Annotated in this window: 29 protein-coding genes; 14 read left to right on the top strand and 15 right to left on the bottom strand. The window is 55.4% G+C overall.

The window, feature by feature from the left end; translation table 11 throughout:
- Positions 1-176: 176 nt before the first annotated feature.
- From ACWORE_RS04770 to ACWORE_RS04785, 4 genes are all read right to left on the bottom strand, one after another.
- On the bottom strand, positions 177-356 hold the full coding sequence (locus ACWORE_RS04770; RefSeq protein ID WP_455302929.1) for a BRO family protein: 180 nt from the start codon (positions 354-356) through the stop codon (positions 177-179).
- A 71-nt stretch (positions 357-427) separates the two neighbouring features.
- The gene (locus tag ACWORE_RS04775; protein WP_455302930.1) at positions 428-1093 is read right to left on the bottom strand and encodes a phage antirepressor KilAC domain-containing protein; all 666 of its coding nucleotides are present in this window, start codon (positions 1091-1093) and stop codon (positions 428-430) included.
- 176 nt (positions 1094-1269) lie between these two features.
- Positions 1270-1524, bottom strand: a complete 255-nt coding sequence (locus ACWORE_RS04780; protein WP_455302931.1) for a hypothetical protein — start codon at positions 1522-1524, stop codon at positions 1270-1272.
- Positions 1502-2293, bottom strand: a complete 792-nt coding sequence (locus ACWORE_RS04785) for an antA/AntB antirepressor family protein (protein WP_455302932.1) — start codon at positions 2291-2293, stop codon at positions 1502-1504. Before ACWORE_RS04785 ends, ACWORE_RS04780 begins: the two co-directional genes overlap by 23 nt.
- 518 nt (positions 2294-2811) lie before the next feature.
- Between ACWORE_RS04785 and ACWORE_RS04790 the strand changes: the two genes are divergently transcribed.
- Together ACWORE_RS04790 and ACWORE_RS04795 are read left to right on the top strand one after the other, a co-directional pair.
- The gene (locus ACWORE_RS04790; protein ID WP_455302933.1) at positions 2812-3312 is read left to right on the top strand and encodes a hypothetical protein; all 501 of its coding nucleotides are present in this window, start codon (positions 2812-2814) and stop codon (positions 3310-3312) included.
- A complete protein-coding gene (locus ACWORE_RS04795) occupies positions 3302-3703 on the top strand; it encodes an ImmA/IrrE family metallo-endopeptidase (protein WP_455302935.1) in 402 nt (133 codons plus the stop codon). Before ACWORE_RS04790 ends, ACWORE_RS04795 begins: the two co-directional genes overlap by 11 nt.
- On the opposite strand, the gene ACWORE_RS04800 is transcribed toward ACWORE_RS04795, so the two are convergent.
- Positions 3700-3873 (bottom strand): hypothetical protein, encoded by a 174-nt coding sequence (locus ACWORE_RS04800; protein WP_455302936.1) that lies wholly within the window; start codon positions 3871-3873, stop codon positions 3700-3702. The genes ACWORE_RS04795 and ACWORE_RS04800 overlap by 4 nt on opposite strands.
- Before the next feature lie 78 nt (positions 3874-3951).
- Here ACWORE_RS04800 and ACWORE_RS04805 point away from each other — a divergent pair, with 78 nt between their 5' ends.
- Both ACWORE_RS04805 and ACWORE_RS04810 read left to right on the top strand, forming a co-directional pair.
- Complete coding sequence (locus ACWORE_RS04805; RefSeq protein ID WP_455302937.1) at positions 3952-5493, top strand: hypothetical protein; 1542 nt, start codon at positions 3952-3954, stop codon at positions 5491-5493.
- Between the two features lie 271 nt (positions 5494-5764).
- The gene (locus ACWORE_RS04810) at positions 5765-6916 is read left to right on the top strand and encodes a tyrosine-type recombinase/integrase (protein ID WP_455302938.1); all 1152 of its coding nucleotides are present in this window, start codon (positions 5765-5767) and stop codon (positions 6914-6916) included.
- A gap of 33 nt (positions 6917-6949) precedes the next feature.
- On the opposite strand, the gene ACWORE_RS04815 is transcribed toward ACWORE_RS04810, so the two are convergent.
- Positions 6950-8119, bottom strand: coding sequence for an acyl-CoA dehydrogenase (locus tag ACWORE_RS04815; protein WP_455302940.1), 1170 nt, complete (start codon positions 8117-8119; stop codon positions 6950-6952).
- A gap of 192 nt (positions 8120-8311) precedes the next feature.
- On the opposite strand from ACWORE_RS04815, the gene ACWORE_RS04820 reads away from it, so the two are divergent.
- Positions 8312-9064, top strand: coding sequence for a DUF4232 domain-containing protein (locus tag ACWORE_RS04820; protein ID WP_455302942.1), 753 nt, complete (start codon positions 8312-8314; stop codon positions 9062-9064).
- A gap of 62 nt (positions 9065-9126) precedes the next feature.
- Here ACWORE_RS04820 and ACWORE_RS04825 read toward each other — a convergent pair whose 3' ends face one another.
- From ACWORE_RS04825 to ACWORE_RS04840, 4 genes are read right to left on the bottom strand one after another with little or no spacing between them, the layout of a single operon-like run.
- Positions 9127-9855 carry a hypothetical protein gene (locus ACWORE_RS04825; protein WP_455302944.1) on the bottom strand — a complete coding sequence of 243 codons (729 nt, stop codon included), beginning with the start codon at positions 9853-9855 and terminating at the stop codon, positions 9127-9129.
- A 13-nt stretch (positions 9856-9868) separates the two neighbouring features.
- Entirely contained in the window at positions 9869-10636 is a 768-nt protein-coding gene (locus tag ACWORE_RS04830; protein WP_296139661.1) for an energy-coupling factor transporter transmembrane component T family protein, read from the bottom strand.
- Positions 10633-12225, bottom strand: coding sequence for an ABC transporter ATP-binding protein (locus tag ACWORE_RS04835; RefSeq protein WP_455302946.1), 1593 nt, complete (start codon positions 12223-12225; stop codon positions 10633-10635). The genes ACWORE_RS04830 and ACWORE_RS04835 overlap by 4 nt, the downstream gene beginning before the upstream one ends.
- Positions 12225-12839, bottom strand: coding sequence for an ECF transporter S component (locus ACWORE_RS04840; protein WP_296139668.1), 615 nt, complete (start codon positions 12837-12839; stop codon positions 12225-12227). The genes ACWORE_RS04835 and ACWORE_RS04840 overlap by 1 nt, the downstream gene beginning before the upstream one ends.
- A 196-nt stretch (positions 12840-13035) precedes the next feature.
- Between ACWORE_RS04840 and ACWORE_RS04845 the strand changes: the two genes are divergently transcribed.
- On the top strand, positions 13036-13965 hold the full coding sequence (locus tag ACWORE_RS04845) for a patatin-like phospholipase family protein (protein ID WP_455302947.1): 930 nt from the start codon (positions 13036-13038) through the stop codon (positions 13963-13965).
- 32 nt (positions 13966-13997) lie between these two features.
- Here the strand turns inward: ACWORE_RS04845 and ACWORE_RS04850 are convergent, their stop codons facing one another.
- Positions 13998-14825: a helix-turn-helix domain-containing protein gene (locus tag ACWORE_RS04850; protein WP_455302949.1), complete on the bottom strand. Its 828-nt coding sequence runs from the start codon at positions 14823-14825 to the stop codon at positions 13998-14000.
- 199 nt (positions 14826-15024) lie between these two features.
- On the opposite strand from ACWORE_RS04850, the gene ACWORE_RS04855 reads away from it, so the two are divergent.
- From ACWORE_RS04855 to ACWORE_RS04880, 6 genes are all read left to right on the top strand, one after another.
- Positions 15025-15207: a hypothetical protein gene (locus tag ACWORE_RS04855; protein ID WP_296139679.1), complete on the top strand. Its 183-nt coding sequence runs from the start codon at positions 15025-15027 to the stop codon at positions 15205-15207.
- Positions 15208-16479 carry an MFS transporter gene (locus ACWORE_RS04860; protein ID WP_455303118.1) on the top strand — a complete coding sequence of 424 codons (1272 nt, stop codon included), beginning with the start codon at positions 15208-15210 and terminating at the stop codon, positions 16477-16479.
- A gap of 96 nt (positions 16480-16575) precedes the next feature.
- Positions 16576-17715, top strand: coding sequence for a choline/carnitine O-acyltransferase (locus tag ACWORE_RS04865; protein WP_455302951.1), 1140 nt, complete (start codon positions 16576-16578; stop codon positions 17713-17715).
- On the top strand, positions 17657-18223 hold the full coding sequence (locus ACWORE_RS04870; RefSeq protein WP_455302952.1) for a choline/carnitine O-acyltransferase: 567 nt from the start codon (positions 17657-17659) through the stop codon (positions 18221-18223). Before ACWORE_RS04865 ends, ACWORE_RS04870 begins: the two co-directional genes overlap by 59 nt.
- 158 nt (positions 18224-18381) lie before the next feature.
- Positions 18382-18636, top strand: a complete 255-nt coding sequence (locus ACWORE_RS04875; protein ID WP_455302954.1) for a hypothetical protein — start codon at positions 18382-18384, stop codon at positions 18634-18636.
- 365 nt (positions 18637-19001) lie between these two features.
- Positions 19002-19667: a YdhK family protein gene (locus ACWORE_RS04880; RefSeq protein WP_455302955.1), complete on the top strand. Its 666-nt coding sequence runs from the start codon at positions 19002-19004 to the stop codon at positions 19665-19667.
- 14 nt (positions 19668-19681) lie between these two features.
- Here the strand turns inward: ACWORE_RS04880 and ACWORE_RS04885 are convergent, their stop codons facing one another.
- The 4 genes from ACWORE_RS04885 to ACWORE_RS04900 form a co-directional block, all read right to left on the bottom strand.
- Positions 19682-20722: an LLM class flavin-dependent oxidoreductase gene (locus ACWORE_RS04885; RefSeq protein WP_455303119.1), complete on the bottom strand. Its 1041-nt coding sequence runs from the start codon at positions 20720-20722 to the stop codon at positions 19682-19684.
- A 112-nt stretch (positions 20723-20834) separates the two neighbouring features.
- Positions 20835-22178 carry an NADP-specific glutamate dehydrogenase gene (gene gdhA / locus ACWORE_RS04890; protein WP_455303120.1) on the bottom strand — a complete coding sequence of 448 codons (1344 nt, stop codon included), beginning with the start codon at positions 22176-22178 and terminating at the stop codon, positions 20835-20837.
- Positions 22179-22366: 188 nt separating this feature from the next.
- The gene (locus ACWORE_RS04895) at positions 22367-23224 is read right to left on the bottom strand and encodes an aldo/keto reductase (RefSeq protein WP_455302957.1); all 858 of its coding nucleotides are present in this window, start codon (positions 23222-23224) and stop codon (positions 22367-22369) included.
- Between the two features lie 166 nt (positions 23225-23390).
- On the bottom strand, positions 23391-24083 hold the full coding sequence (locus ACWORE_RS04900; RefSeq protein WP_455302959.1) for a TetR/AcrR family transcriptional regulator: 693 nt from the start codon (positions 24081-24083) through the stop codon (positions 23391-23393).
- Between the two features lie 421 nt (positions 24084-24504).
- Here ACWORE_RS04900 and ACWORE_RS04905 point away from each other — a divergent pair, with 421 nt between their 5' ends.
- Together ACWORE_RS04905 and ACWORE_RS04910 are read left to right on the top strand one after the other, a co-directional pair.
- Positions 24505-25401 carry an aldo/keto reductase gene (locus ACWORE_RS04905; protein WP_455302961.1) on the top strand — a complete coding sequence of 299 codons (897 nt, stop codon included), beginning with the start codon at positions 24505-24507 and terminating at the stop codon, positions 25399-25401.
- 74 nt (positions 25402-25475) lie between these two features.
- Positions 25476-25832: a plasmid stabilization protein gene (locus ACWORE_RS04910; protein WP_455302963.1), complete on the top strand. Its 357-nt coding sequence runs from the start codon at positions 25476-25478 to the stop codon at positions 25830-25832.
- Positions 25833-25853 lie beyond the last annotated feature (21 nt).

Here is a 25853-nt window from a genome sequence, read left to right on the forward strand (position 1 = left end):
TCCTTTGGAACTCCTCGCCCCTCGTTGCTGCGAGGGGCATTTTCTATGCGGCGATTGAATTGTCTTCGACCACGATCTGGTCGAGCAGCTCGCGAGCGAACTTCGCGACAATGAAAGCTGTCTCCAACGAAGGGGTTGTTTCCCCTCGGAAATACTTCAGTGTCGTAGCGCGCGATTTATTGAGAAACTTCCAGCCGCGTACCCTTTTCATCTTCATCAAGGCGTCGACACATATTAGAGGTATCTCGGTAGCCGAGGACTTTTGCCACGTCGGTGACGACCCATTCCGGCTCGTCTGACTCATTGACAATGATTCGGACGTCATCGCCCCGGAAGTTGAAAAGTTGAATACTCATTGGTAAGATCCCTACTAGGGAATCAGTTGTGTGGTTTTCCTTTTGCCCCTCGTTGCTACGAGGGGCATTTCTTATGCAGCTTGTGTGGTGGGTAATGGATCAATACACGGCAACCCCAGCTTCTTGCGGATGAAATCAATCCCACTAGGCTGCGCATACGTCGTATAGCTCGTACCCTGCGTTCCATCAGACCGCTCAAAATAATGAGGCAGAACCTCGAAATGGTGCATGTACTGCTGATACGGCGTGTTGTACAGGTGGCCCTTGGGAATGAATACCCCCACGTTTCGCAGCTGGCGGAACAGTTTGTTCTGCCCCATGCCCAGCATCTTCGCCACCGCCCCGACCGAGTATTTGCCAGTTGCGTCAAGGAAGGTGTCGTAGGCGTCCGCCTTCGGCTCCAACTCCTTATTCTTCGCTTCCAACGCGAGTCGTTCTTCATCAGCATTCAACGCAATCTGCAGAATGTCCGCCCGAGTCAACGTGGACGGATCAAAGGAAGGTTTCGTCTCCGCTTCGCGGGTGCGAAACGCAAAGTAGGCCTGGGCAGCCGCAACCTCAGACTTATTCGGGTCGCCATTCATAGCCACCAAGTAAGCTGCGAAACGGGTTAAGTGGAAGTCTGCGCGAGGCCGCCCGCCCTCCGGGGATTTTTCGGTGATCTCCGAAAACCCCCCTGCCCTGAATTCTTCGCAGATGCCTCGGCTCGACGAGTGATCTTGTAGAAGTCTTCCCACCGCACGTACCCCATGAGCGGCATGAGATCGCGGGCTGACCAGTATTCGGTACCGTCTTCACGAACTCGCTTAACCTGGTCGAACGGGGTCGCCCCGTGTGGTGTGGAAGTCTCTAAATACTTCATGGTTTCCTTTCAGGGAATCTCTTGCCCTCTGTTCCCTCAGAGGGCCTTTCTCTATGCGGCAACACTGTCATAGACCATGTCGAAAAGACCGGAAATATAGTTCTCATCGCCCTGCAACGTGCTCACACGCAACGCAAACCGAGGCGTCACCTCAGCACCAGCCCGCAGCTGCGCCAACTCATCAATAGAAACCAGCAACAATGCGGCAAGCTGAGAATCTGTCCTCAAATTCCTCGACCGCATAATGTGATCCAAAGCACCCGGCCGGAAACGGTATACAGGCCTAGTCTGCGTCGATGCCGTCATAATCTCCTCCTTCTTGCAACTGTGTTTGAGCACCACCCCACCGCTTAACAGCGGCGGCAATACGTTCCGCGCCCATCGGCGTCACCTTCAGCGTTTGCTTCACTTCGCCGTTGATACGCGGCGCTTCATGGCATGGAATAGGCCGGAAATAGCGTTTCTTATCGGAGCGCGCACGGTACTGGTTTTCAGTGACCACGGCTTCACATTTGTTTGACCAGCGTTTCCCAGTGATGCGGTAAATCCAGTTATGCTCAATGAGAAGCTCGCGTAGGTCTTGTTCCCCGATGTTGAGCTGATTAGCTAGTGTGCGGAACTGGATTAGGTCTTCATCGGCGACGTAGGTGTCCACATAGGCGGCTTTGGGTGCCATCTCTGCGTTGGCCATCTCGAGTTCACATACTTGCCGGTAGGTGACCTGGAGGGCACGCTGGACAAGTCTGGCTTCGTCGAGTTCGGATAGGTCGCCGTCTTTGTAGCGGCGTTCCACCTCGATGAAGTACTGCCGCGCTTGCTTGCCTCGGTCTGTGCGTTGGATCATGGCTATCTCTTTGGCCATATCCAATGTGAGTATGTGGTCTTGCATCGAACGACCACCGGTGCTTTTTTCGATTTTTCGAATAAAGTCCTTTCCCTCTTCGAAGCCGTAGCCAACCATCCGAGGAAACCACTCCATGTAGTTCGCCTTGACTTTGAGGAATTGGTGTAGGTCGCGCCCGAGGACGGCTTTACGCCTCTCTTTGTCATCATGGATGGGGATGAGATCGTTCATTTGTGAGTCTCCTCTGCGATTCCAGTCAGGCAGGTACACACTGCGACCAGCACGAAGTACCATTTCGACGAATTAGCTACGAGAAACAAAGCGATGCTGATCAAGTAACCCAGGTAAGGCCAGTAGCTCGGCAGCCTCATGTTTTCTCCTTGTGTGGTGGTAGTGTTAGGGGCTGTAGCCCGCCGGGGCTGGATAATTCTGGTATCCAGCGCCGGGGGCTACTTTCTTTGCCCTCTCCGGTATCTCTTTCGTCGCTGGTGTTTGCCTTTTGGTCTGTCCTGCGCGGTCCAGACGAAGGTAACTACCAGGTTGAGGAGTGAGATTCCTTCGAGGACGTGATGGAGGACTTCCATCTTGTCCCCTTTCAGCACTGCTCTCTGCGGAGCTGACTAACGATTGCCAGATTTGACTACTCATAGCAACGCCAACACAGTGAACTACCCCCTTTTACCACCCCCGCTACCTATTTTAAGCTGGGAATACAGTGTTTGACCACACTTTGCTATATACTACATCTTGTGAACGTCAATGACTGGCTAAACGAGATAAAAGGTAGCGACTCGATGCGCGCTGCCTCCAAGAAATCTGGGTATGCGCAAACCACTCTTCAAAGGCAGATCGACAAAGGTCAGCTTTCACCTGAGATGGTTATTGCGTTGTGTCGTGCGTATGAGCATTCCCCCGTCACCGGCCTCATCGAAACCGGCTACATCAACGAATGGGAAACCGAAGGCGTATCCATCCCCTACGCCCTCCGACAAGCCACCAATGAACAAATCCTCGACGAAATCAATCGCCGTTCCGATCCCGAAGCGCGCTACCTCTTCACCAACGACAGCGACGACACCCTCATAGACTTCGACCCCGGCACCCAAACCGACGAACTCGCACAGCGTCGTCATGTCACACTCCCCGCCTATAGTGACACCACACCCGACGAAGAGGACCTCCCCTACGTCGCCGACGACTCACCCGACGAACCCATGCCAGGAGATGACAACTACTCAGATGGCCCCTAACCTCGAAACACTCGCCGCCCTCCACCACATCACCATCACCACCCACACCGGCGGCGAAAAAGGCCGCTGGTACAGCGACACTCGAACGATCAGCCTTAGAAAACACCTCCACCCGATCGCCTACCGCTGCACACTCGCCCACGAACTAGGCCACGCCATCTGCGGCCACGACGGCAAAGCCGAAGGATGGTTTAAAGAACGGCAAGAGCACGAAGCCGACGTTTGGGCTGCTAATCTACTTATTGAACAAGCCGATTACATGGATGCCGAACTAATCCATAGCTCCTCCCCAGGAGCTATCGCCTTGGAACTAGGCGTGACTGTTCACTTCGTCGAAATCTGGCGCGCCACCCACATACCACAAACCCCAGGCCACCCACAGGCCGTTTAGCAACCAGGAATATCCTCATGGAATTCGGTACCAATCAAGACGCCATCACACTCGACGACACCACCCAAACCATCACTATCACCCACAGACACAGCAAAAGCTCCACCAAAACATCCACGCAAACCATCCCATACCAAGCCATCAGCAACTACACCATTACGGACAACCACCTACCTGACATTAGGAAACTCTCACTCGAATTCCCCAACTGTCCACCCTGCTCTAGCTACAGTCCCGACCCTTATTCCGTGTTACTCAACGCAGAAACAATCAACCAACTACAACCCGAGCTCGACCGCGTCATCGCCACCACCGGTCGCACTCATTGGAAACCCACCGCCCGCATCCAGTATCTCTGCAACTACAGCGACCAAAAAACGTTCTACAAAGACTTCGCCTACACCGACCCCAAACTCACCTACAACGTATCCATCGACAACGACGATCACTGCGCTCAAGATATCGTAGGAAGCCACTACTACCTCGACACCTACGAAAAAATCATCGAAATCAACAACGCCCAGCCACAGGTACCATTTTTCGTCGAAGTCCAACTCATACTCGAACCCGACAATCCCTACGCCGAAGACGGCCACGCCATCTCAGTACGCTGGAACAACAAACTAGTCGGGTACATCCCCCAACAAGACGCCCACCCCTACTGGCAACTAGCACGAATCACAGCCAGCGGATACACCCCGACTACTCGCTGCAAAATCTACTACAAACGAACCCAAACCGGCGAAGTATACGTCCGGCCAAGCATATCGCTTAGACCACCACACGCCATTGCTCCACTCAACGACCCACCCCAATGCACCTGGGCACTCTTACCTCGAAAAAGCCCTATTGCGGTAGCCAAAACATACAACCACACCAACACACTCCTCGATTTCGTCCCTCCCTCAGGAGACGGTGAACTCTTCGTCACCTTTGAAGAACAAAAGATCAGAGCAAGAACCAGACACCCCACCCTCACCGTTAAAATAGACGGTAAGAAGGTCGGAGTCCTCCCTAGCCCAATAGGCGCGCACGTCCTACCTCTATACAGGCACTTCGAAAACATCGGGGTAGAGTTAGTGGCTATAGGTCGCATAAAAGGGTCATCACACGTGGCCAGCCTTATCCTTGACACCTCTATCGCGGACACCTTTCTCGACGACCCTCACCTATCACCGCTGCCACGCCTGCTCCCCCTCGAACTTGACCCAGATCTCTACCAAGTACCTGACTGTTATAAGGCGTTCCCAAGTACCGTCATGCAGCTACCCCCCATTGAGATAGCAGACATGGTGGAAGAAAGTCTAATAAACGAAGAGAAGTTTTTTTCGACTACACCGGACGCCGATTCATCTCTTTTAGCCGAAGATAGCCGATTCTTCTACGAAAAGTCTGAAGCACTTTGGATTGAAGAGGAGCAGGTCGTTATCGAGACCGTGGATGCTGAGCCTGATCACGAATTCTACGACCAGACGATGCCTCCATCAGCTCCTGCAAAGGCAACGACCCCACAGCATGACTTTGTACAGCATATCCCAACGGTGGATAATCATGGCAAGCACCGAAGAGTCCACAGCACTTCCACCGCTAGACGATCCAGCCGAGCATCTACAGCAGTTTTCACTGTACTCATTGGAATTAATACGATCGGCCTTATCGCTAATCTATTCTCAGATAAAGCAAGGACACGGGAATTCCTCGGTACGCTAATATTCATTTTCAATCTCACGGTAGCCTTTGGCTATTTACTATATTGCCGATGTAAGGATGCGAAGAAATGGAAAGAGTGACAGGCTAGCCTGGTGCTCACTCTTGCTTGGAAACCTCTTAGTTGAACGTCGCGCGCTACTCATGGAAGCTTGCGGAGAAGGCTCCTGGAAGACATGACGGTTACGCCCTAGACCATAGGGATATTCAAAAGCATAAAACCAACAACGGGTAATGAAAGAACCTTCACTGTTTGCCTGAGCATAGTAAATAGCAAGGAGTGAAGGTTCTTTAGGCGACCCAATTCAATGTTACCACACTATAGCGCTTCATACCGACCCAAGAAACATTCGAATGGCTATCAGCAAACGCACCACCAGCACAGGAAAAACCAAATGGGTCGCCCGCTACCGCGACCACACCGGAAAAGAACACGCCAAAACGTTCCCCACACAAAAACAAGCCAAAGCCCACCTCCAAGAACAACAACGCGCACTCAGACGCGGCGAATGGATCGACGAAAAAGCAGCCCCCACACTCAACCAACTCTGGCCCACGTGGGAAGCCACCGCCACCACCCCCGGAACCCTCACCGCCCGACAACAAGTAGGCAGAAACCTCGGCGACCTCGCACCGCTACAAATCACCCAGATCACCCCCGCGCTCCTACGAGCCTGGGTAGCTCACCTACACACAGGGCGCCCCTGGGTCACCGGGGACACCGGGCTGGCCGACAACACCGTACGCAACTATTGGACGCAACTATGCGGATGCCTACACATGGCCGTCGAAGACGGGCTACTCGCCGCATCCCCCACCGATAGGGTCAGCATAGGCCACGCCTCAAAAAATACGGTCGAGAAATACCGCATCCCCACGATGGAACAAGTCAACAACCTGATTCAGGTTTGCGACTCCACAGGACGAGACACACTAGCCACTATGGTGATTCTGGCTGCATCCACAGGCATGCGATCCAGTGAAGTCGCGGGGCTGAGGTGGAGGAGCATTGACCGCCGACGACACATTGTGCGGGTCGTTGAGCAAGCCGCCTCCTCACACACCAAAGACCAAACAACCGGGGAGGCCAGGTGGGCGAAACTGAAAACACAAAGCTCCCGACGCGACATACCGCTACCCAGGGCGACACTGCAGAGGCTTCGACAACACCGGCTCAAGCACCATTCCTCCCCGGATGGGCCGTTGTTCCTCACCCCGTGCGGGAAGATGTGGAGGTTCGATAATGTCAGCGCGGCGATGGCCCCGTTCGGGTTCCGGTTCCATGATCTCAGGCACCTGTACGCGTCCCATTTAATCCGGCAGGGGTTAGGGGTGAAGGCGGTTCAGGAGTTGTTGGAGCACGCCTCGGCATCGACCACGTTGGATACCTATACCCATTTGTGGATGGATGACACGGAGCGTGCTCGCGGAGCTGCCGACGAGCTGGTGCGGACTTTTTGCGGACTGGACGGCGAAAATGGCGCTGATTTGGGCAGTGCGAAATGATCTACAAGGGGGGCAAAAATAGACTTTGACCTGCTATTTCAGTATCTGCCGCCCCATCACCATGCGGCAGATCTGGTTAGTTCCTTCGTAGATCTGCGTAATTTTGGCATCGCGCATCATACGTTCAACCGGGAAATCGCGGGTGTATCCGTAACCACCGAACAACTGCACAGCGTCCGTCGTCACCTGCATAGCAACGTCTGACGCGAAGGCTTTCGAGCCCGCCGCAAGCATACCTAAGCGCTCCCCGCCCTCGGCGTGGCCACGCTCGGCATTCGATGCCGCTGTGTACACCATGAGGCGCGCAGCGTCGATCTTCATTTTCATGTCGGCAAGCATGAATTGCGTGTTTTGGAAATCGGCAATCCGACGGCCGAACTGCTCACGCTCTTTCACGTACTTCACAGTTTGATCAAACGCCCCCTGTGCGATGCCGAGAGCCTGCGCACCAATCGTCGGGCGCGTGTGATCCAGGGTTTCCAGGGCAGTCTTAAAGCCTGTCCCTTCGTCGCCAATGATGCGGGCAGCAGGGATGCGGCAATCCTCGAAGTACAGCTCAGCCGTCGGAGACCCCTTGATCCCTAGCTTCTTTTCTTTGGGGCCTACGAGGAAACCTTCATCATCGGCGTGAACCATGAATGCGGAAATGCCGTTAGCGCCTTTATCCGGGTCGGTGACCGCCATCACGGTGTACCAGGTGGACTTGCCGCCGTTAGTGATCCAACATTTCGATCCATTGAGCACCCACGAGTCACCATCTTTGCGGGCACGCGTTTTCATCGATCCCGCATCGGAACCTGCACCACGCTCTGACAACGCGTACGAGGCCATCTTCCCGCCCGCGATATCTGGGAGGACCTGCTGCTTCAGCTCCTCCGAACCCTTCAAAATGAGCCCCATCGTCCCTAACTTGTTCACGGCCGGGATCAACGAGGACGAACCACACACGCGCGCGACTTCCTCAATGACGATGCACGCCATGACCGAATCCCCGCCGGCTCCGCCGTACTCCTCTGGAATGTGCACAGCATTGAAACCCGTCTCTACCAGCGCGTCCAGGGCTTCCTGAGGAAAACGCTCGTTTTCATCAACATCCGCGGCATGCGGGGCGATGCTTTTTTCCGCAATCTCCCGGATGGCTTCACGCACCCCTTGGTAATCCTCCGGCAGCTGGTACAGATCAAAATCAGAGTTCAGAGCCATGACGGTTCCTCTCACACATAGAAATTGGTAAGACGCACGCCCGCAATCAGACACAGATACGCCACTTTTTAACAACGAATGACTGTGATTTTAAAGGTTGCCGACGATCTATGAGACATAGTTCACGTAATTGGGCGCTAATTCGGTTTTCTCCACCCAGCCCCACCATTGCCGACGGCTACACTCGGATATATGAACCGCTCACCGAAGCCACAGCGACACGCACGCTCTCATGGACCGGCCCGGCGCCGCGTATCAGCCCGGCGCGGCGCCGTCTTCGGTGCACTCACGGTGAGCGCGTGCGTCCTCGCAGCATGTGGGAGCGAATCATCCCCCACGAACACGGGGTCAGAGTCAACGATTCCTTCCGCGAGCTCACAGGCACAGGGCACCCCGTCAGACTCATCCGCCGCGCCGTCGCCGTCGTTGTCTGGTTCGTCGACAGTAGAGCCGTCGACGAAGAATGGTTCAGGATCTAGTGACGCTGCAGCACAACAGGCGGCGGGTGCTGCGTCGAGCGGGCGCGGCGATCGGTGCCATACCGCGGATATCTCAGCTTCCCTGAAGACTGAGAGCGGAGCAGCCGGGTCCAGTTATCTCACGCTCACGCTGACTAACCAGTCCGATCATCCCTGTACGTTTTATGGGTATCCCGGTGTCAGTGCCGTCGGTGGGAATGATGGGCACCAGATTGGTAAGCCAGCCGACAAGGACCGCAATGCCACGGCGTCTCTGGTCACCGTTGCCGCTGGGGAGGCTGCCACTGTGACGGTCAAGAAGGCGCAGGCGGGGAATTACTCGCCAGAGTCATGTAAGCCCCAACAGGCTCGTGGCCTGCGGATATATCCGCCTGATGAGAAGGCTGCGCTCTTTGTTGATTACCCCACCGACGCATGTTCGGGCGATACCATTGACATGCATGTTGGGCCGATCACTAAGAAATAGGGATTTGCCGGAGCTGCCGGGGAGCTCGACCAGTAAACGCGGCCGGTGGGGACGGCGAAGCCTTATCCAGCAGTGAGGTCGTTCCATATAGCAACGGTTGGCTTTCCGCGGGAGGCTTCATATTCGTTTTCCTGTTCAGCCCACATCGCCCAAAGCTCTTTAAATCCTGGGTCGCGATGGAGTGCCCGCTGCTGTCGACGGTGTGCATCCGCACGCACCTCAATAGCCACGATGTCTGCATCTTCATGGGTTTTCGGCGGGTGACCACTCCGACGTGACCGCTGATCACGCAAATGCTGCTGATCACGGCCCTGATCTAACAGCCGCCGACGAGCAGCCTCCAGCGACGCGGGTGTGACCGCGCCGACGCCCTCAACGATGAGCGGCTCGGCAGGATCCACGGATACCCACTCTCCGGGAGCGTCGGCAGTCCAATCCCACCGACGATAACCAGCGTCGGCGGACGCCAACACGGAATCCGCCACGATCCGGGAGGCCTCCATCAGGCCAGACCATCCGGGATAAAACTCGTCACAATGGATCACCCGGGTCCTGGTCGCCTCCGCCATGTATTTCGCGAGCGTTGTTTTGCCCGAGCCCGATAATCCATCGATGAGCACTGTGCTCCCCGGCTCCGTCGAAAAACAATCGGGAATCGTTCCTTGGTCAACTAACCGACGCAGTTCGACAAGGCCTTCGTCGGTACTGGCCACTCTGATTCCAACAGCGGAGGCTAACCGAGATGACGCTGCCCCCGATTCACGGAACAACGTGGTGATGTCGTTTATCATCGCCGCCTCCGCATCATGCTCCCAAGAAGCGCAAATACCCGGTCATCCATGCCGTCACCAGAGCCATCAGCGCAACGAGGAGCGCGCCGATCATTAACACCCAGTCCGGCCACCGCAGGCGTGATTCTCGCGCCCAGGTCCGGGGCCGGTCCGAGCCGAACCCGCGGGCTTCCATGGCCGTCGCCAATTTCCCGCCACGCCGCAGCGCGAGCACCAACAACCCGAAGAAAATAGTGAGCGTCCGACGGATCCGGCCGGAATCTGCCAGGCCACGGGCGCGACGAGCACGGTGCATCGCCGAATAGTCACGCTCGAACAAACTCACCAAGCGCACTCCGGCCACGGAGCCGATGACGAATCGCTCCGGCAGATGCCAGATTTGCGCTAGGCCGTCGCCAAGGTCGGTGGGATCGGTATCAGCGGACAAGATGACGGCGGGCAGGGCGATGGCCAAAACCCTCACCATGATCGCTAGAGCTAGGGACACCGAATTGTCGGTGATGTGGGCGAACGCAAAGGACACATATTCTTTGCCCTCAGGCCGGCCATAGAGCAGCATCGACACACCCGTGAGCGGCGCGAGCATAAAAACCGGCCATCCACGGCGAATAATTCGGCCCCACCCCATCCCCAGGAACGGCGCAACCAGCAGTTCACATATCAGCGCCACACCGGCTGACACGATATCGACCGAAATGAGAAGTGGCGTCGCAATAAGAGCCATCGCGGCAATGCGCGCCGTCGGGTTGAAGTTCACGACTCGGGGCGTCGCGCGGGTCATCGCTGGACCTCCATTCCTCCCGAGGCCAACCGGACGTGGCGCACACCGAGTAGATCCACTACCAGCGGATCATGAGTAATGGCGAGCACCCCCACCCCGTCGTCGCTCATCTCACGCAGCAGCTCAATAAGCTGGATAAACGTGGTCCTATCCTGGCCAAACGTCGGTTCATCCGCAATCACCACATCGGGATGGGTGGACAGCACCGTCGCCACAGAAAGCCGACGTTTCTGACCGCCCGACAGGGTAAACGGATTCGCCTTGACTAGGTTCTCCAGGTGCAGTCGTCGGAGCAGCTCATCGACACGGCGCTCACCGACATCGGGATCAATCCCACACACCCGGGGGCCGACGAGCAATTCGTCGCGGACGGTGCGGGCCACAAATTGGTGCTCGGGGTCTTGGAACACGGTCCCGATGCGCTGAGCTAGAGCCCTCGATGACCACTCCATCGGGTTGCTGCTGGCGTCACGGTTTCTATGGATTGCTACCCACGCGGCCTTGTCCGACCTTTCCCTGGCGATGAGTGCTGATGCATCGATGTCCCCCTCCACCGGCGCCAATAGCCCCGCGAGCGTCAAGGCAACGGTTGATTTACCAGCACCATTCGGCCCGGTGATGACTGTCGGCTCGGGAGTCACATCCAGCGAGATTCCCGTGTTGACCGCGCGACCATCCCAGCCCACGGCCAGGTCATGCGTCCGAAGCAGGGTGTTCGTCGATGACGGCCCACGGCCCTCGCCTGCATCACCCGACGCAGCGCGGTGCTGGTCAGACGCAGCGGGGTCCTGACGCTTTCGTCGCCACGAAGTATCAAGTGGCAGAGGAACGTCGGGAATCCACACTCCATCATGCGCGAGCTGCTCCCCCATCGTGCGAATAACTTCGTCGGTGGGACCGTCGGCACGAATCGTGGAATCGCCCACCACCATGATGCGGTCAACGACATCGCGCCAGACGTCGACGCGGTGCTCCACGATGACGACTGTTGCACCGGTGCTCTCGGCGGCGGCGATCACGGCGTTGCGGACATCGGCCACGCCCTCGGGGTCGATATTCGCGGTGGGTTCATCCAAGAGGATCAAGCCGGCACCCATGGCCAGGACGCCGGCGAGGGCCAAGCGCTGCTTCTGCCCGCCGGAAAGCTGCTCAGTGGGGTGGTCAAGGGGAACAGTCAGCCCGACGAGGTCACAGGCCCGCCGGACACGCTCCCAGATTTCGGCACGCGGGAAACCCAAATTCTCGCAACCGAAGGCAATATCGTCACCAACCCGCGAGGAAATGACCTGTGAATCGGGGTCCTGCAGCACCAGGCCGGCCTGCCCGCGAACACTGCGAGCATCCACCCCGTTTATGAGCAATCGGCCAGCGTAATCGCCGTCATCCGAGTCGCCGAGGACCCCGGCCATCCCCGCCATCAGCGTCGACTTCCCCGAGCCTGATGTGCCGAGGAGCAGAACTTTCTCGCCGGGGTCGATGTGAAAATTCACATCGACCAGCGCCGGTTGCCGACGTCCCGCGTGCCGCCAACCGAAACCCTCGGCCACAACCCGCGCGGGCGTCCGAACGTCGTCGTGTACGTGCGCCACTAGACCAGCTCAGTGCTTTCCCGCCCAGCAGCGAACCGGTCCAACGCACCCGCATGCGCGAGCGCCCGAACCAGGAAGAAGCCCAGAGCGCCGGCGAGAATGGCCCCCGACACGGACAGGGAGACAAGGTAGATCAGGTTGTATTGGATGGACCGGGCATAGTTTCCCGACGCCCATTCGTAGCACCACTCGATGACCGACGCGCCCACCCCGGACAACATAGCGACGGTCAAGGTGTAGCGGGCGTACATGAACGCCATGAAGACGAGTTCGGCGCCGATTCCCTGGGCCAAGCCGGAATACACCGTGGTGATCCCCCACTGGTTTCCCAGTACCGCAGAGATGATGGCGGCGATGACTTCCACCATGATCGCGGCGCCCGGTTTGCGGATGATCAAGCCACCCAACACGCCGCCGAGCAGCCAGACCCCGGTCACGAGCCCGCCGAAACCAGGCAGTAGCGACTCGATGGCGCTGTACCATGCGCCGCCCAGGCCGTTCCAGACCCAGAAAATTAATCCCGTCGCCACACCCAAAACGGCTGCTGCAATAATGTCGACGACCCTCCACCGCCGGGCGGGACGCGCAGTACCGGTATTTTTGTTTTTCCTCACAGCTTTACTCCCTATCGCCGGTATAACCCGGATCAGGTTCATACGGTCAACATTCTTCCCCGGCGCGGGACATCCGTTCGCGATCTCGGCACGACGAAGATATCCACACGTTGAAGGAAAAGTGTTTTCTCAGCCCTCTATGCTGGGCTCCCGCGAAGTACTGATCTGAGGATAACACTCGGGTTATGCTGAGTTTATGATGTCATCTGCTGAAGATCCCTCGACCGCCCCGTGGGGAACGTCCGATTCTCCCCTCAACTGCCCAGATGTTGCCATTGTTTTCGAAGGTGGCGGAATGCGGAATAGTTACACCGTTGGTACAGTTCAGGCGCTGATTGACCACAAGGTTAATCCGGGGTGGGTCGGCGGAATATCAGCGGGAACAACGCATGTTGTCAATTTCCTCATTAAGAATCGGACGCGAGCGAAGGCGTCTTTTGTGGACTTTGTTGAGGACCCACGGTTCGGAGGGTGGAAAACCTTCGCTAAAGGTAAAGGGTATTTCAATACTGAATTTATCTACACGGAATCCGTTATGCCTGGCGAAATAGCGGAGATGGATTTCGACGCCTTTATGAAAAGTTCTCCCGAATTCGCTATCGGCGCTCTACGTGCTGATACCGGGGATATGACATGGTGGCGACGCGACGACGTGCAGACGTTGGAACAGTTATCTGCTTATACCCGCGCATCCTCAACAATTCCGTTCTTTATGCCTGTGACCCATGTTGACGGGCATGACTATTATGACGGCGCGATGGGGCCGACGGGTGGGTTTGCCTATGATGCTGCCATCGAAGATGGCTATTCCAAATTCCTCTTCATCCTTACTCGTCCGAAGTCTTTTCGACGGGAACCCATGTCACAGGCCCGTCTGATTCGGAGTTACTTCCGCAAACAACCTGCTGTTGCAGAAGCTATTCTTCAGCGCGCAGAACATTACAACCATTCGAAAGAAAAAATCGCACAATGGGAAAAGGAAGGACGGGCGATGGTGTTCTATCCCGACCAGATGCCTGTTCACAATAAAGAGAGAAACGTGGAGAAATTGCAGAAGTCCTATGAGATGGGCGTTGACCAGGTAGCACGCGAATGGCCGCGGTGGGAGGAGTTTTTACGCGGGTAGGCCGCAAATCGGTTCACCCCACGGGCCCAGGTTTATTTCCAGGTCTGCCTTTCCAGTCCACCGAGGAGCAACTCTAAGCCGTAGGAGTATTCGGCAATATCATCATGCTCGGTAAATTCCTCCACAATATCGTTAACGAACGGAAACTCCACTGGATCTAATTGTTCCCATTCGTTAATTTGAGCGTGCATATCTTTTTCAGTTTCAGCTGGATCTAAGTTTTTATGCCCTGTGTGGCTCGACGCTTCCGCACCAATTCCCGATGCATAATTGACGACGGCGTTGGTGGCGAATAGCTCTTCGCGTTTGTGTAAACCAAGCCGTTGAATTTGTCGGCCAATTAGCTCCCAAAACCGGAGCGCATACCACTGGTCGGGGCCATTATTCATTAATTGAAGCGCGAGCCAACGGTGTTCAATCATTTGTTCAAAAAGGCACAACAATAAGCGTCGAATCTGCGCCAAGGCCTCGGCCGCTACCTCACTCGTTGAGGGATGAGGTTCAGCAAAGGAAACTTCAGAGAAAGCGTCCGGCGCCAGTAGTCCGTGCTGCTCAAGTTCTTCACTCTTTGCGATCGCTCTGCGGATGAGTTCATCCGACACCATAGCGAGAAGTTGATCTTTTCCGCTGGCGTACCAATACAAACTCGCCACACCAGCGTCGAGTTCGGACGCAATCTTGCGCAAGGTCAGCTTGTCCGCGCCACCACGGTCCAGAAGCGCAATTGCCACGCGAATAATGGATTCTTCTGACAGCACCGCGCGGCGGGCCGATCGGCGGGCCGATGGTCGTTGCACCGAGGGAAGCAGCTTTTTACCTGGTGATGGCTTCCGATCGGTTGTCTTTTCGCTGCTGGGCATGTCTCGATCGTATCAGCCGGCCTCTCCCCTTGACACCAAACGAACGCCGTTCTATGTTCGAACACAATTCGAGTATACGGACACCGTTCGATAAGGATCAACCCCGATAAGGATCGCTGCTCAGAATGCGGTACTCAATCACTCTTTTCACGAATCTGTTCCACGAACACGAACTCACAAACACGAACAAAGTACACTCATGACAACCATCACAGCCCCACCACAAGAAGACAGAAAAGCTCAATCGCTACTCGAAGCGTGGCCGGCCCTCCTCGGCCTCTGCCTCACGATGCTCGTCGAAATGCTCGACAACTCAATCTTGAACATCGCCCTCCCCGTCATCGGACGCGACCTCGGCTCCACATCCACAGGTTTGCAATAGATCGTCAGCGCCTATTCACTCACCTTCGGTGCGTTCCTCATGGTCGGCGGCACCCTGGGAGACAGACTCGGTCGTCAACGAACATTATTGTGGGGATTAGCCCTCTTCGGCATCGCCGGATTATGCGTAATGTTCTGCCACTCCACAGGACAGCTCATCGCCATCCGCGCAGTATCGGGTGCCATCGCTGCCGCCATTGCACCACTGACCATGTCTCTGGTTTTTAGATTGCTTGACGACGACGCCCTGCGCGGAAAAGCCATCGGCGTGATCATCACCGTATCGATGGTAGGCTTCGCCATCGGGCCGGTACTGTCAGGTTTGGCCGTCGAAAACTGGGACTGGCACTGGCTGCTGATGCTCAATGCTCCGACAGCGCTAATCGCCTGGTTAGGCGTCTACTTCGGACTGGCCCACGACGACACCCAAACGAAAAAGAGTGGCCCGATCGATTTCGCCGGAGCGATCTTCTCCGGGTTGGCCGTTAGCCTGTTGCTCTACGCGTTGACGAACGGTGCAGAACTCGGGTGGGGTGCTCCACGAACCCTGATATCCCTTGGTGGATCCGTTCTCGCGCTCGTCGCGTTTATTTGGCGAGAACACACGGCTAAAGACCCGATGCTGGACCTATCCTTCTTCCGGATCCCCACCCTGACTGGCTCCGCTATCCTGCAGGTCGCAACCCAGTTGGCCATGGCCGCGGTCATGTTCGCCTCGGCCGAACTGTACCAATACGCCTGGGGATGGCGGCCCTGGGTCGCGGGCGTTGCAAACCTACCCTTCGTTATCGGCATGCTGGCCGCTGGGCCCGTCGTCGACAAGATGGTTGAGAAGTATGGGCAGCGTTTCACCTGTGCCGTTGGTACCGCATTCGTCCTGATCAGCTTGGTTGTGTGGTGGGTCGGTGTTGGCACGAACTATGCCTGGTGTGCGACCGGGATGCTGCTCATGACCATCGGCATGCGGACCGTGATGACCACGGCTGCTGTGGGATTGATTGGCTCACCGCCCGAGGAGCACACCTCGATCGGCGCGGCACTGAACGACACCGCGCAGGAGCTTGGCAACTCGATCGGTGTTGCGGTCATCGGTACTGTCATGGCGATCGTGGTTGGCGTGGACCTTCCGCATGGCGCATGGAGCGACGCCGTCGTTGACACATTCGTTCACTCGCAGCGTATTGCCTTCACGATTATTGCCGGATTGCTCACGGTCACGGCGGCTATTGGGCTCCGAACGCTCAGCAATTCACATGACACCGAAGGTCTGTAATGAGTTGTAGGGAAAGTGGCGATCGGGTGCAGCAAGGGGGTGGAAAACAGCTCGTGGGGGTTGTTCGTCGGCTCTCCGGGTAGACAGAATAAATACATGACCGCACCGGAACCGAAAACCCTTCCCCTGCCTTCACTTGAACAGACTGTCGCAGCGCTCGTTTCCGCTGCTCGTGCAGTCGCACCCGCGGACGTCGTGAACACCACGCTCACCGCGGGTTCAGCTTTCTTGCAGAACTCGGGGCCAGAAATCCAGGCCGAGCTTGAAAAATTCGCGGCCACCGAGCAAGAGGCGGGCCGAAGCTGGTTTTCGGCGGAATGGTTACGCGGCTACCTCTCTATCCGAACCTCATTACTTCACAGCACGAACGTGTCGTTTCAGATCAACCCGGGATTCTTGCCCTATACCCCGGGAGTCGGCCGGGCAGCCGAGTTCATCTACCGCGCCGCAACCATTCACCTCGACCAAGCCCGAGGCGCCACTTCTCAGGAAACCGATGCCCGCGGAAACCCCACCACCATGGACCAATGGGAGTGTTTCGCTGGCGGAATACGCCACCCACAACCCGGCCTCGACACCATCCATCGCGCCGACTTGGGTGACCGTAACAGGGAAATAGGTGTGTTCTGGTCGGGGCATCTCTTCGCCGTGTCCGTAACCGACCATAACGGCTCACTCCGCGATGTCGATTCCCTCGCGGCGTCGATCAACGCAATTATTCACCCCAGTGAGGACAACTCTGAATCACGTGAGCAGACCCCTGCTGAACTCGACTTTGCCGTACCGTCGGCCGTCGGTAGCAAGACCCTCGCCCCCATCCTGGAGCGGGCACTCAAGCAGCCCCACAACCAAAACACCTACCGACGCCTGACAAACTTCCTCTTCACCGTCACGCTCACCGACAAGGTCCGTGACGACGCCGACCACCTCTGTCGCTCCGCATTCGAACCCGGACACAGCTGGGCATACAAACCCATTAGCTACGAGATGAGCCTGGCCGACTCCTGGTTGGGCCTGAACGTGGAACACTCCACCGTGGACGGCGCGACGCTGGTCACCGCGATACGTCGTATGCACGATGTCACCGTTCCCACTCCTCATTCTTATAAGACTCCCCCACCCACCGGCAGATCAGCTCCCCTTCCGAATCAGTGGCGACGCTGCGCAGCAGCTTATCTTGACGATTGCACAACTCCAGGCCTACGGACGAGCGCGAGGAGTGTACGAAGCCGTTGACATGCGTAAATATTGCGCCGGGCGCACAGAGTGTTTGCGTGCGGTCACTCCGCAAGCTGTGAAATTCGCGTCATTGTTACTTAGTGGGAACGCAACGCGTCAGGATCTTGACGATGTCCTCGACGCCCATCGAGCGTGGGTCAAGGCGTGCAAGCGTGGGGACGGCGTTGACCGCCACCTTTTGGGTCTCCGGTTTACCGCCGCCACGATGGAAGCGGAAGGTAAGGAGCTCACCGGGACAGAGTTTCTAACCGATCCGGGTGTTGCTGCAACGACATGTGATTTTCTTTCTACGACGTCGATTGGTGGGGCCGACTATTTCGTGCGCTATGCCTTTGTTCCCAGTGTGCCGGAGGGTTTTGGGATCAGCTATACGCCCCAGCCAGAATCATTCGAATATTGCGTGACATGGCATCCTTCACGTGCTGATCAGCCTGATGTCTTCCTTCCTGCGCTTCCGCAGGCATCGGGCCTGTTGTGGTCTTTTATCACGTCACTCCACGAATAAGGAGCATGAGAACGTCGGGACTGTAACGGTCATGTATCAATAATTGGTCATAACACTAAATAGAGGGTTATATGCGCCCACTTTTGATGAACTAACTACTAAACTTGCTTCCGGCGATTGCCCTAACAATCTGGACTTAGAACTCAGGAGAATTATTCGTGTCAACGTCATTCATCTATAGAGATCCTTTTACCCACACTAAGCATCAGGTATCTGCGCCAGACGCTGCCACCTATGTGGTCGTTAAGAATAACGGTGAAAAGAAATCAGATAGTGACGTACTCGGCTTTTTTGATGACTACGACAGAGCACGCGAAGCGGTCATGGCGGAGCTGAATAAAGAACTCCAACAGCCCACCGGTGATCGCGAAGTGTTAGTCACTCATACGAAACTCTATAACCCCATGGCGTGACATTGGCATAGCTTTCCTTCGGGATCCGGTGGCGCACCACTCCGCTCGGATCCATAGAGTCGCGCTAGCCACATTTCGGAGCTGGCCATATCCCGACGCTGTCTGTCTTTCGACGCAGCGATTCCTCCTCTTCTGCCACTCACGCGTGTGAGCATCGCGGTTCTCAACCCCGCCCTTCGTCGGCACGTCGACGATACACACGTTGGCAAGTAATCCACGGAGTTGAATTGCCATGCCTGAACAATGGTTCGCCGACAATGGTGCGCAATAAAAGTAAACCGCTACCAACGTAAAAAGTGTCGTATTACAGTGGGCGTATTAGAGGTATAGAACAGCGAAGTATAAGAAATAAAAGAAGAGGGATCATGCGTTCATTACGCCGCCGAAGCCGTATTGCCTCACTACTCACTGTGGGCGCTGTCAGCACTGCACTCGTCCTCAGCGGGTGCACGATCGATGAGGATTCTGACCAGTCATCCGAGGACACGACCTCAACAACCACCACTGCGTCTCAGCAGTCGTCATCATCCGAAACGGGCACGTCAGAGTCGTCTGCACCGAGTGATTCTCAGGACAACGACGCTCACCAAGGGATGAATCATTCCATGGACGGCGGTGCCGCACCGGAGGGTATCACGGTTGATGCTCACCCTACCTACCCCGTTGACAGCACCGTCACGTTGACCGCTGACCATATGAAGGGAATGAAGGGCGCGAAGGCCACGATCGCAGGAGCGTTCTCCACATATACATATGAAGTGGATTACACGCCGACGGATGGTGGCAAGCCAGTGAAAAACCACAAGTGGGTGGTCCAGCAAGAAATAAAAGATGCTGGCACTGAAAGAATTCCTGACGGCACCGAGGTCACTATCGAAGCAGACCATATGAAAGGAATGAAGGGCGCCAAAGGAAAAATTGTGTCCTCTACAGACCAAACCGTGTACATGGTGAATTATGAAGCCGATGGCATGAAAGTCACCAACCACAAGTGGGTCGTCGAGGACGAAATCAAGCCCGCTAACAACTAATCTCCATCAGTTAATTAATCCTGGTTAGCTGGTTCCCAGCCGAGCTCAGGCGCGACATATAAAGCGAAGGACTTAAGAATTTTCTTATTCGCTTCGGCGCCGAGCTGGCTCGGAATGGTCAGCATGAGCGTATCCGCATCCATCACGGCTGCGTCATTACGCAATTGTTCGACGAGTTGGTCTGGCTCGACCGCGTAGGTCTTTCCAAAGGTTGCATTCACCCCGTCGATCACGCCAATACCGTCTTTGGATTGGCCCCCTAAGTACAGTTTGCGGTCGTAGCCGTCGATAATCGGGAAAATAGTCCTGCTTACCGACACACGCGGGGTCCAATCGTGGCCCGCCCGTTTCCACGCTTCGTGATAATGCTGTAGTTGTTGCGCCTGGAGGTCCGCGAAGGCTTCGCCAGTGGCCTCCGTAAGTAGCGTCGAGCTCATCAGATTAACGCCCTGTTCAGCAGCCCACTCTGCGGTTTCACGACGCCCAGCACCCCACCAGATGCGGCGATCCAAACCGGGCGACTGAGGCATAACCGGCAGACCAGCGCCCGGCCGGTACATCGCCGGATACTGATCCTCCGCGGCGGTGGCCATGGGTTCCCCGCGCACTGCACGGAGGAAGGTGTCGAAATGCTGGTGAGCAATATCAGCACCGCGAGGATCTGTTGAGCCGGTGTACCCAAAGGACTCCCAACCGCGGTCAGCAGCTTCAGGTGATCCCCGTGACACGCCGAGGGCAACGTGGCCATTACTGAGTAAATCGAGGGCAGCGGCCTCTTCTGCCAGGTAAAGCGGGTTTTCGTAGCGCATATCAATGACGCCAGTGCCCACTTCGAGATTCTTCGTTACCGCTGCCATGGCGGACAATAACGGAATGGGGCTCGCGTGCTGCGGAAGATAGTGATGCACACGAAGATATGCACCATTGACGCCTAACTTATCGGCGGCTTTGGCTAATTCGACGGCTTCTTGCAAGGCATTGCGTGCCGTGTATCCGTTGCCGTCGGTCGCGCGTCCCGAATAATGGCCGAAACTCAGAGACCCAAATTTCTTCATGCTTATAGGAACACCGTTGATTAGTAAGACATTCCTCACGAAGAAAATGAGGGGATACATGATCCCCTCATCGTGGCGACGGTTCAGTCGCTTCTTACTCAATCACTCGCTGCTAAATCACACCCTGTGCGAGCATGGCATCGGCAACCTTCTTGAAGCCGGCGATATTGGCGCCGACAACGTAGTCACCAGGGACTTCATACTCGTTGGCGGTATCGTTGCAAGCCCTGAAGATGTTATGCATGGTGTCACGCAAACGCTGGTCGGTGTAGTTGAACGACCATGAATCACGCGACGCGTTTTGCTGCATTTCCAGCGCGGAGGTCGCCACACCGCCGGCGTTAGCCGCTTTACCAGGGGCAAACAGTGTGTGGCGGGTATTGAAGACGTCGATCGCTTCCGGCGTGCAGGGCATATTCGCACCCTCGGCCACATACTTGCAGCCATTGTCCGCGAGCATCTTGGCGTCTTCCTCACCCAACTCGTTCTGCGTTGCACACGGGAGCGCGACGTCGGCCTTACCTTCCCAAATGTTGCCTTTTTCGTGGAACGTCGCCTTGTCGGTTTCGTTGGCATAATCCGACACACGGCCACGACGCACCTCTTTGACATCTTTGAGAAGCTCGACGTCCACCCCTTCGGGGGTAGAGACATACCCCGACGAATCGGAAAATGCGACGACCGTGGCACCAAGCTCTTGCGCCTTTTCGATGGCGTAAATAGCTACGTTCCCCGAACCAGAGACGATGACTTTGGCGCCATGAAGCCGCTCTTTGTTCGACGCCATCATTTCCTGCATGAAATAGACGACGCCGTAGCCTGTTGCTTCCGTGCGGACGAGGGATCCGCCCCAGGTGAGGCCTTTACCAGTGAGAACTCCGGACTCGTGACGGCCCGTGATGCGTCGATACTGACCGAAAAGGTAGCCGATTTCGCGCCCACCGACGCCGATGTCACCTGCAGGAACGTCGATATCCTCGCCGATATGGCGTTGGAGCTCCAGCATGAACGACTGGCAGAACCTCATCACTTCGTGTTCGGACTTACCTTTCGGATCAAAGTCAGAACCACCTTTACCGCCACCGATGGGTAGGCCGGTCAAGGAATTTTTGAAGATCTGTTCAAAACCAAGGAACTTAATGATGCCCAAGTTCACCGAGGGGTGGAAGCGGAGACCACCCTTGTATGGTCCGAGGACGGAGTTAAACTGAACACGGAAACCGCGGTTGACCTGGACATTCCCCTGGTCATCAATCCACGGAACACGGAAGATAATTTGACGTTCAGGTTCGGCGAGACGTTGGATGAGCCCTTCATCTGCGTAGTGATCGTCTTTTTGGAGGACGTACTTCAGACTGCTGAGGATCTCCTGAGCGGCTTGATGAAATTCAGGCTCGCCCGGGTTCCGCTTGAGAATCTGCTGGTAATACTCATCAACTGTCTTGTCGACGTCCATGATCTCCCTTCCAGGGTTGATTTCAAACATGCGTCGATCAGTATAGTGCACGAAATTCCAGCGACGATCGAGTTGTGACTTATCCCTCAGGGCGGACTACACCATTGGTGGAGTCTGGCCGAACCAATGGTGTGTGAATGGAGCGCGAATAGTCGTAACGGGGTGGACTATGCACCCAGCAGCGAGCTTTATTTCCCGGAATACACGGGGAATTGGCTGCTCTCGCCATAATCCCGGGCATCTAGTTTCTTCAGAGCATCCATTTCTTCATCCGATATAACGAAACCAACGTCTACATTGCTCTGCATATGATCCGGATTGGCGGTCTTTGGCAGTGATACCGTTCCCAATTGCAGGGTGTAACGAATGCACAGTTGCGGAATACTTACGCCATATTTCTCCGCTATCTCGGCAACGTCTTTATTCTTCAGCATTTCGCCGTGAGCAATTGGCGAATAGGCTTCAACAAGTATGTCGTTAGATGCGCAGAAAGACAGCAGTTCATGGGGTGTATTTCCCACATGCACAAGCAGTTGATTAACTAGTGGCTTGACCGAACAAGAATCCAGGATGTTATTGAGGTCCGACTCCAAGAAGTTCGAAACGCCGATAGCACGAATTTTCCCAGCTTGATACGCTTCCTCCAAAGCACGCCATGCTTGGCGGTTCCCCTCGGAGTAGTCGCCACCACGGAAATCACCCCACGGTTGTGGCGAATGAATGAGCATCAGATCCACATAATCCAAACCCATGGTCTCCAGGGACCCATCGATGGCCTTAACTGCTTCATCATAATTTTTAATTTCAGCAGCTAGCTTCGTTGAAACAAATAAGTCTTCTCGCGGAATATCCGCCGTCCGTATTCCTTCACCAACGCCACGCTCATTGCCATACGCTTGAGCAGTGTCGATGTTGCGGTAACCAATCTTCACGGCGTCGCGAACAGCTTGCGATGCTTTGTCGTCGTCAACAAACCAGGTACCAAGTCCTAGTTTCGGAATCTCAACTCCATTGGACAACGTATATTTCTCTTCTATGACACTCATGTTGTCACCTCTCTCAAATAAATGAAACTATTACAACAATTGGGAGCCACTTCGCGAACCACATGGTTTTCTACAACGAATAAGCATGAACTGACTGAAATAACCGAAAATGTTAGAGTGGCCGACAATATAGTGATAGTTAGACCGCGATTCATCTACGTCACGGTTAGGAAAAATCCTTCCCGAGTTTCGGCGGTACACCGTTCGAGCCCAAGAGGGCGTGGGCTTGCGCCATGGTTAAAGGATCGACGGGCAAGGGCGAAACACCATCACGCGCAGGTTTGAGACCGTCAAGCATCATCCACAGATACCGTCGATACACCTCTGCAACATCATCACGTTTACTCACACCTTCTCGATCTGCGCAGGTCAACGCGACTGATACGACGGCAATCTGAATCATGACAAGATCCGTTCCGACAATGTCACGTCGAATCACCCCTGCCCGACGAGCACGGTCAGCGAGGGAATTAATCAGCGGAGCAAGCCGATCCCGTTCGCGGTCGAAGCTCTCGGGTGACATATGGCGTCCAGAAAGCAACTGTGCCATGGCGCGGTCGTGCGTCTGGAGGACCAACGACCTCTCTAGATACGTGACGATGCCCGCCCATGTATCATCTTCCTCGAGCGCATCGTGAAGAATCTCTTCCAATTCGTCTACTTGTCGTTCGACGATCGCCTCCAGCAGCGCTTCCTTATTTGGGAAACGGCGGTAAGCAGTTCCAACCCCTACCCCGGCGTGATGAGCAACATCATTAAGAGTGACGCGCAAGCCCCGCTCGGCGAACAGGTCTCGCCCAGCCTCGAGGAGCAACTCACGATTGTGTGCAGCATCTTTTCGCAATTTTGATTGAGCCATCAGGGTAGGTTTCCTCCACTGTTTTCCCACTCGGAGCTAACGAAGGTATCGGTTCGCGCGCTCTCTCCACAGCAACCATAACAAGCGGATGCACGATATCCACATCTTTGCTACGATACATGGTAGCGGATACCTGATATCCACTTAAGACCCCGCACCGAACTCGCACCCGACAATGACTTCGTGTAGGTGACATTAGTGAGCAGCAAACCAACAGCGACCGTTGCCAAAGGCATATGACGTCCTGTCGGGTAAGCAACTCGAGACCCCCAACTTTTTGCTAATAATTCCACCAAGATTCACAACGTTTTTATCGTCGTCGCGATTGTGTAAAAAGAATTTATTTTCTCAGCGAGCATTTCCGACGAGTGCTTGTCGACGCGCACTGCGATGAACAGCTATCAAATCTGATTGGAGAATCATGACGAATTCCATCCCTACCCTAACTTTGAACAATGGTGTTGAACTCCCATCCCTGGGTTTCGGCGTTTTCCAATCCAGCCCGGAAGACACCGCACAAGCTGTAGAAACAGCGTTACGAACCGGATATCGCCATTTCGACACGGCGGCCATCTATGGCAACGAACGCGAAGTTGGCGAAGGCCTCCGGAACTCCGGTGTTCCCCGCGACGAGGTTTTCTTAGAGACCAAGGTGTGGATTAACGACTTCGGCTATGACGAAACCCGCCACGCTTTCGATAAATCCGCTGGGAAATTGGGTGTTGACACTATTGACCTGTTGATTTTGCATCAATCACTGCCTTCCCACTTTGACCGCACGTTCGATGCATATCGTGGATTGGAATCCCTCTTAAAAGAGGGACGTGTGCGAGCCATCGGCGTCAGCAATTTCCTGCCCGAACACCTCGACAAACTTGTCGAAGAGACAGAGGTAGTTCCCGCGGTGAACCAGGTGGAAATTCATCCTTATTTCCGAAACACGGAAACACTCGAGGCCGACGCCAAACATGGTGTTCTGTCACAAGCATGGTCACCGATTGGTGGAATTACGTTCTACCCGGGATGGGGAGAAAACCGGACCAGTACTCTTGATAACCCCACTCTCAAAGAAATTGGGGCGAAGTACGGCAAAACCGCAGCACAAGTTATGTTGCGGTGGCATATTGATGAGGGTCGTTCTGCAATTCCAAAGTCAGTGCACAAGTCTCGAATCACGGAGAATTTCGATGTATTCGATTTCTCGTTAACGGAAGATGAACTGGCCACCATCGATGCGTTGGATACCGGACACCGTACTGGCCCGGCACCCACTGACATCACGATCGAAGAATATGGTGCAGATATTCCCGAAGCATAGCGTTTCATATCACCCAATTACCTCCGAACCCCGATCGACGAGAATATCGTTATAGGACAAGGACGGTGATTGTTATGCCTCAACAAGCATGGAATAAGAAACACGAACGGCAATACGAGCACATTAAGGATTCACTCAAGGACAAGGGGCGCTCGGAAAGTACTGCCGAAGAGATCGCAGCCCGCACGGTCAATAAAACCCGTGCACAACAGGGTGAATCTAAGCAGGCTTCATCGACGTCTGTCAATGACAAGTCTCCCTCTGAGCGAGGGGGACAGCGCTCCCATCAGTGTCCACAAGGTCGGACGAAAGCTCAGCTCTACGAAGACGCTAAGCGCCTGAATATCGGGGGCCGATCCGACATGGATAAAAACGAGCTCGAGCACGGCGTCAAGCAGGCAAAGCGTCAGAAAGGCGCTAAGAAGGATTAAGCATCCAGGAAATCAGCCATT

Source organism: Corynebacterium sp. c7Ub_26, assembly GCF_053760365.1.

Coding starts and splice junctions, on each gene's coding strand:
- ACWORE_RS04770 (WP_455302929.1), bottom strand. CDS start 356: ATGAGTATTCAACTTTTCAACTTCCGGGGCGATGACGTCCGAATCATT.
- ACWORE_RS04780 (WP_455302931.1), bottom strand. CDS start 1,524: ATGACGGCATCGACGCAGACTAGGCCTGTATACCGTTTCCGGCCGGGT.
- ACWORE_RS04785 (WP_455302932.1), bottom strand. CDS start 2,293: ATGAACGATCTCATCCCCATCCATGATGACAAAGAGAGGCGTAAAGCC.
- ACWORE_RS04795 (WP_455302935.1), top strand. CDS start 3,302: ATGGCCCCTAACCTCGAAACACTCGCCGCCCTCCACCACATCACCATC.
- ACWORE_RS04810 (WP_455302938.1), top strand. CDS start 5,765: ATGGCTATCAGCAAACGCACCACCAGCACAGGAAAAACCAAATGGGTC.
- ACWORE_RS04815 (WP_455302940.1), bottom strand. CDS start 8,119: ATGGCTCTGAACTCTGATTTTGATCTGTACCAGCTGCCGGAGGATTAC.
- ACWORE_RS04820 (WP_455302942.1), top strand. CDS start 8,312: ATGAACCGCTCACCGAAGCCACAGCGACACGCACGCTCTCATGGACCG.
- ACWORE_RS04825 (WP_455302944.1), bottom strand. CDS start 9,855: ATGATAAACGACATCACCACGTTGTTCCGTGAATCGGGGGCAGCGTCA.
- ACWORE_RS04830 (WP_296139661.1), bottom strand. CDS start 10,636: ATGACCCGCGCGACGCCCCGAGTCGTGAACTTCAACCCGACGGCGCGC.
- ACWORE_RS04845 (WP_455302947.1), top strand. CDS start 13,036: ATGATGTCATCTGCTGAAGATCCCTCGACCGCCCCGTGGGGAACGTCC.
- ACWORE_RS04850 (WP_455302949.1), bottom strand. CDS start 14,825: ATGCCCAGCAGCGAAAAGACAACCGATCGGAAGCCATCACCAGGTAAA.
- ACWORE_RS04855 (WP_296139679.1), top strand. CDS start 15,025: ATGACAACCATCACAGCCCCACCACAAGAAGACAGAAAAGCTCAATCG.
- ACWORE_RS04865 (WP_455302951.1), top strand. CDS start 16,576: ATGACCGCACCGGAACCGAAAACCCTTCCCCTGCCTTCACTTGAACAG.
- ACWORE_RS04880 (WP_455302955.1), top strand. CDS start 19,002: ATGCGTTCATTACGCCGCCGAAGCCGTATTGCCTCACTACTCACTGTG.
- ACWORE_RS04885 (WP_455303119.1), bottom strand. CDS start 20,722: ATGAAGAAATTTGGGTCTCTGAGTTTCGGCCATTATTCGGGACGCGCG.
- gdhA (WP_455303120.1), bottom strand. CDS start 22,178: ATGGACGTCGACAAGACAGTTGATGAGTATTACCAGCAGATTCTCAAG.
- ACWORE_RS04895 (WP_455302957.1), bottom strand. CDS start 23,224: ATGAGTGTCATAGAAGAGAAATATACGTTGTCCAATGGAGTTGAGATT.
- ACWORE_RS04900 (WP_455302959.1), bottom strand. CDS start 24,083: ATGGCTCAATCAAAATTGCGAAAAGATGCTGCACACAATCGTGAGTTG.
- ACWORE_RS04905 (WP_455302961.1), top strand. CDS start 24,505: ATGACGAATTCCATCCCTACCCTAACTTTGAACAATGGTGTTGAACTC.
- ACWORE_RS04910 (WP_455302963.1), top strand. CDS start 25,476: ATGCCTCAACAAGCATGGAATAAGAAACACGAACGGCAATACGAGCAC.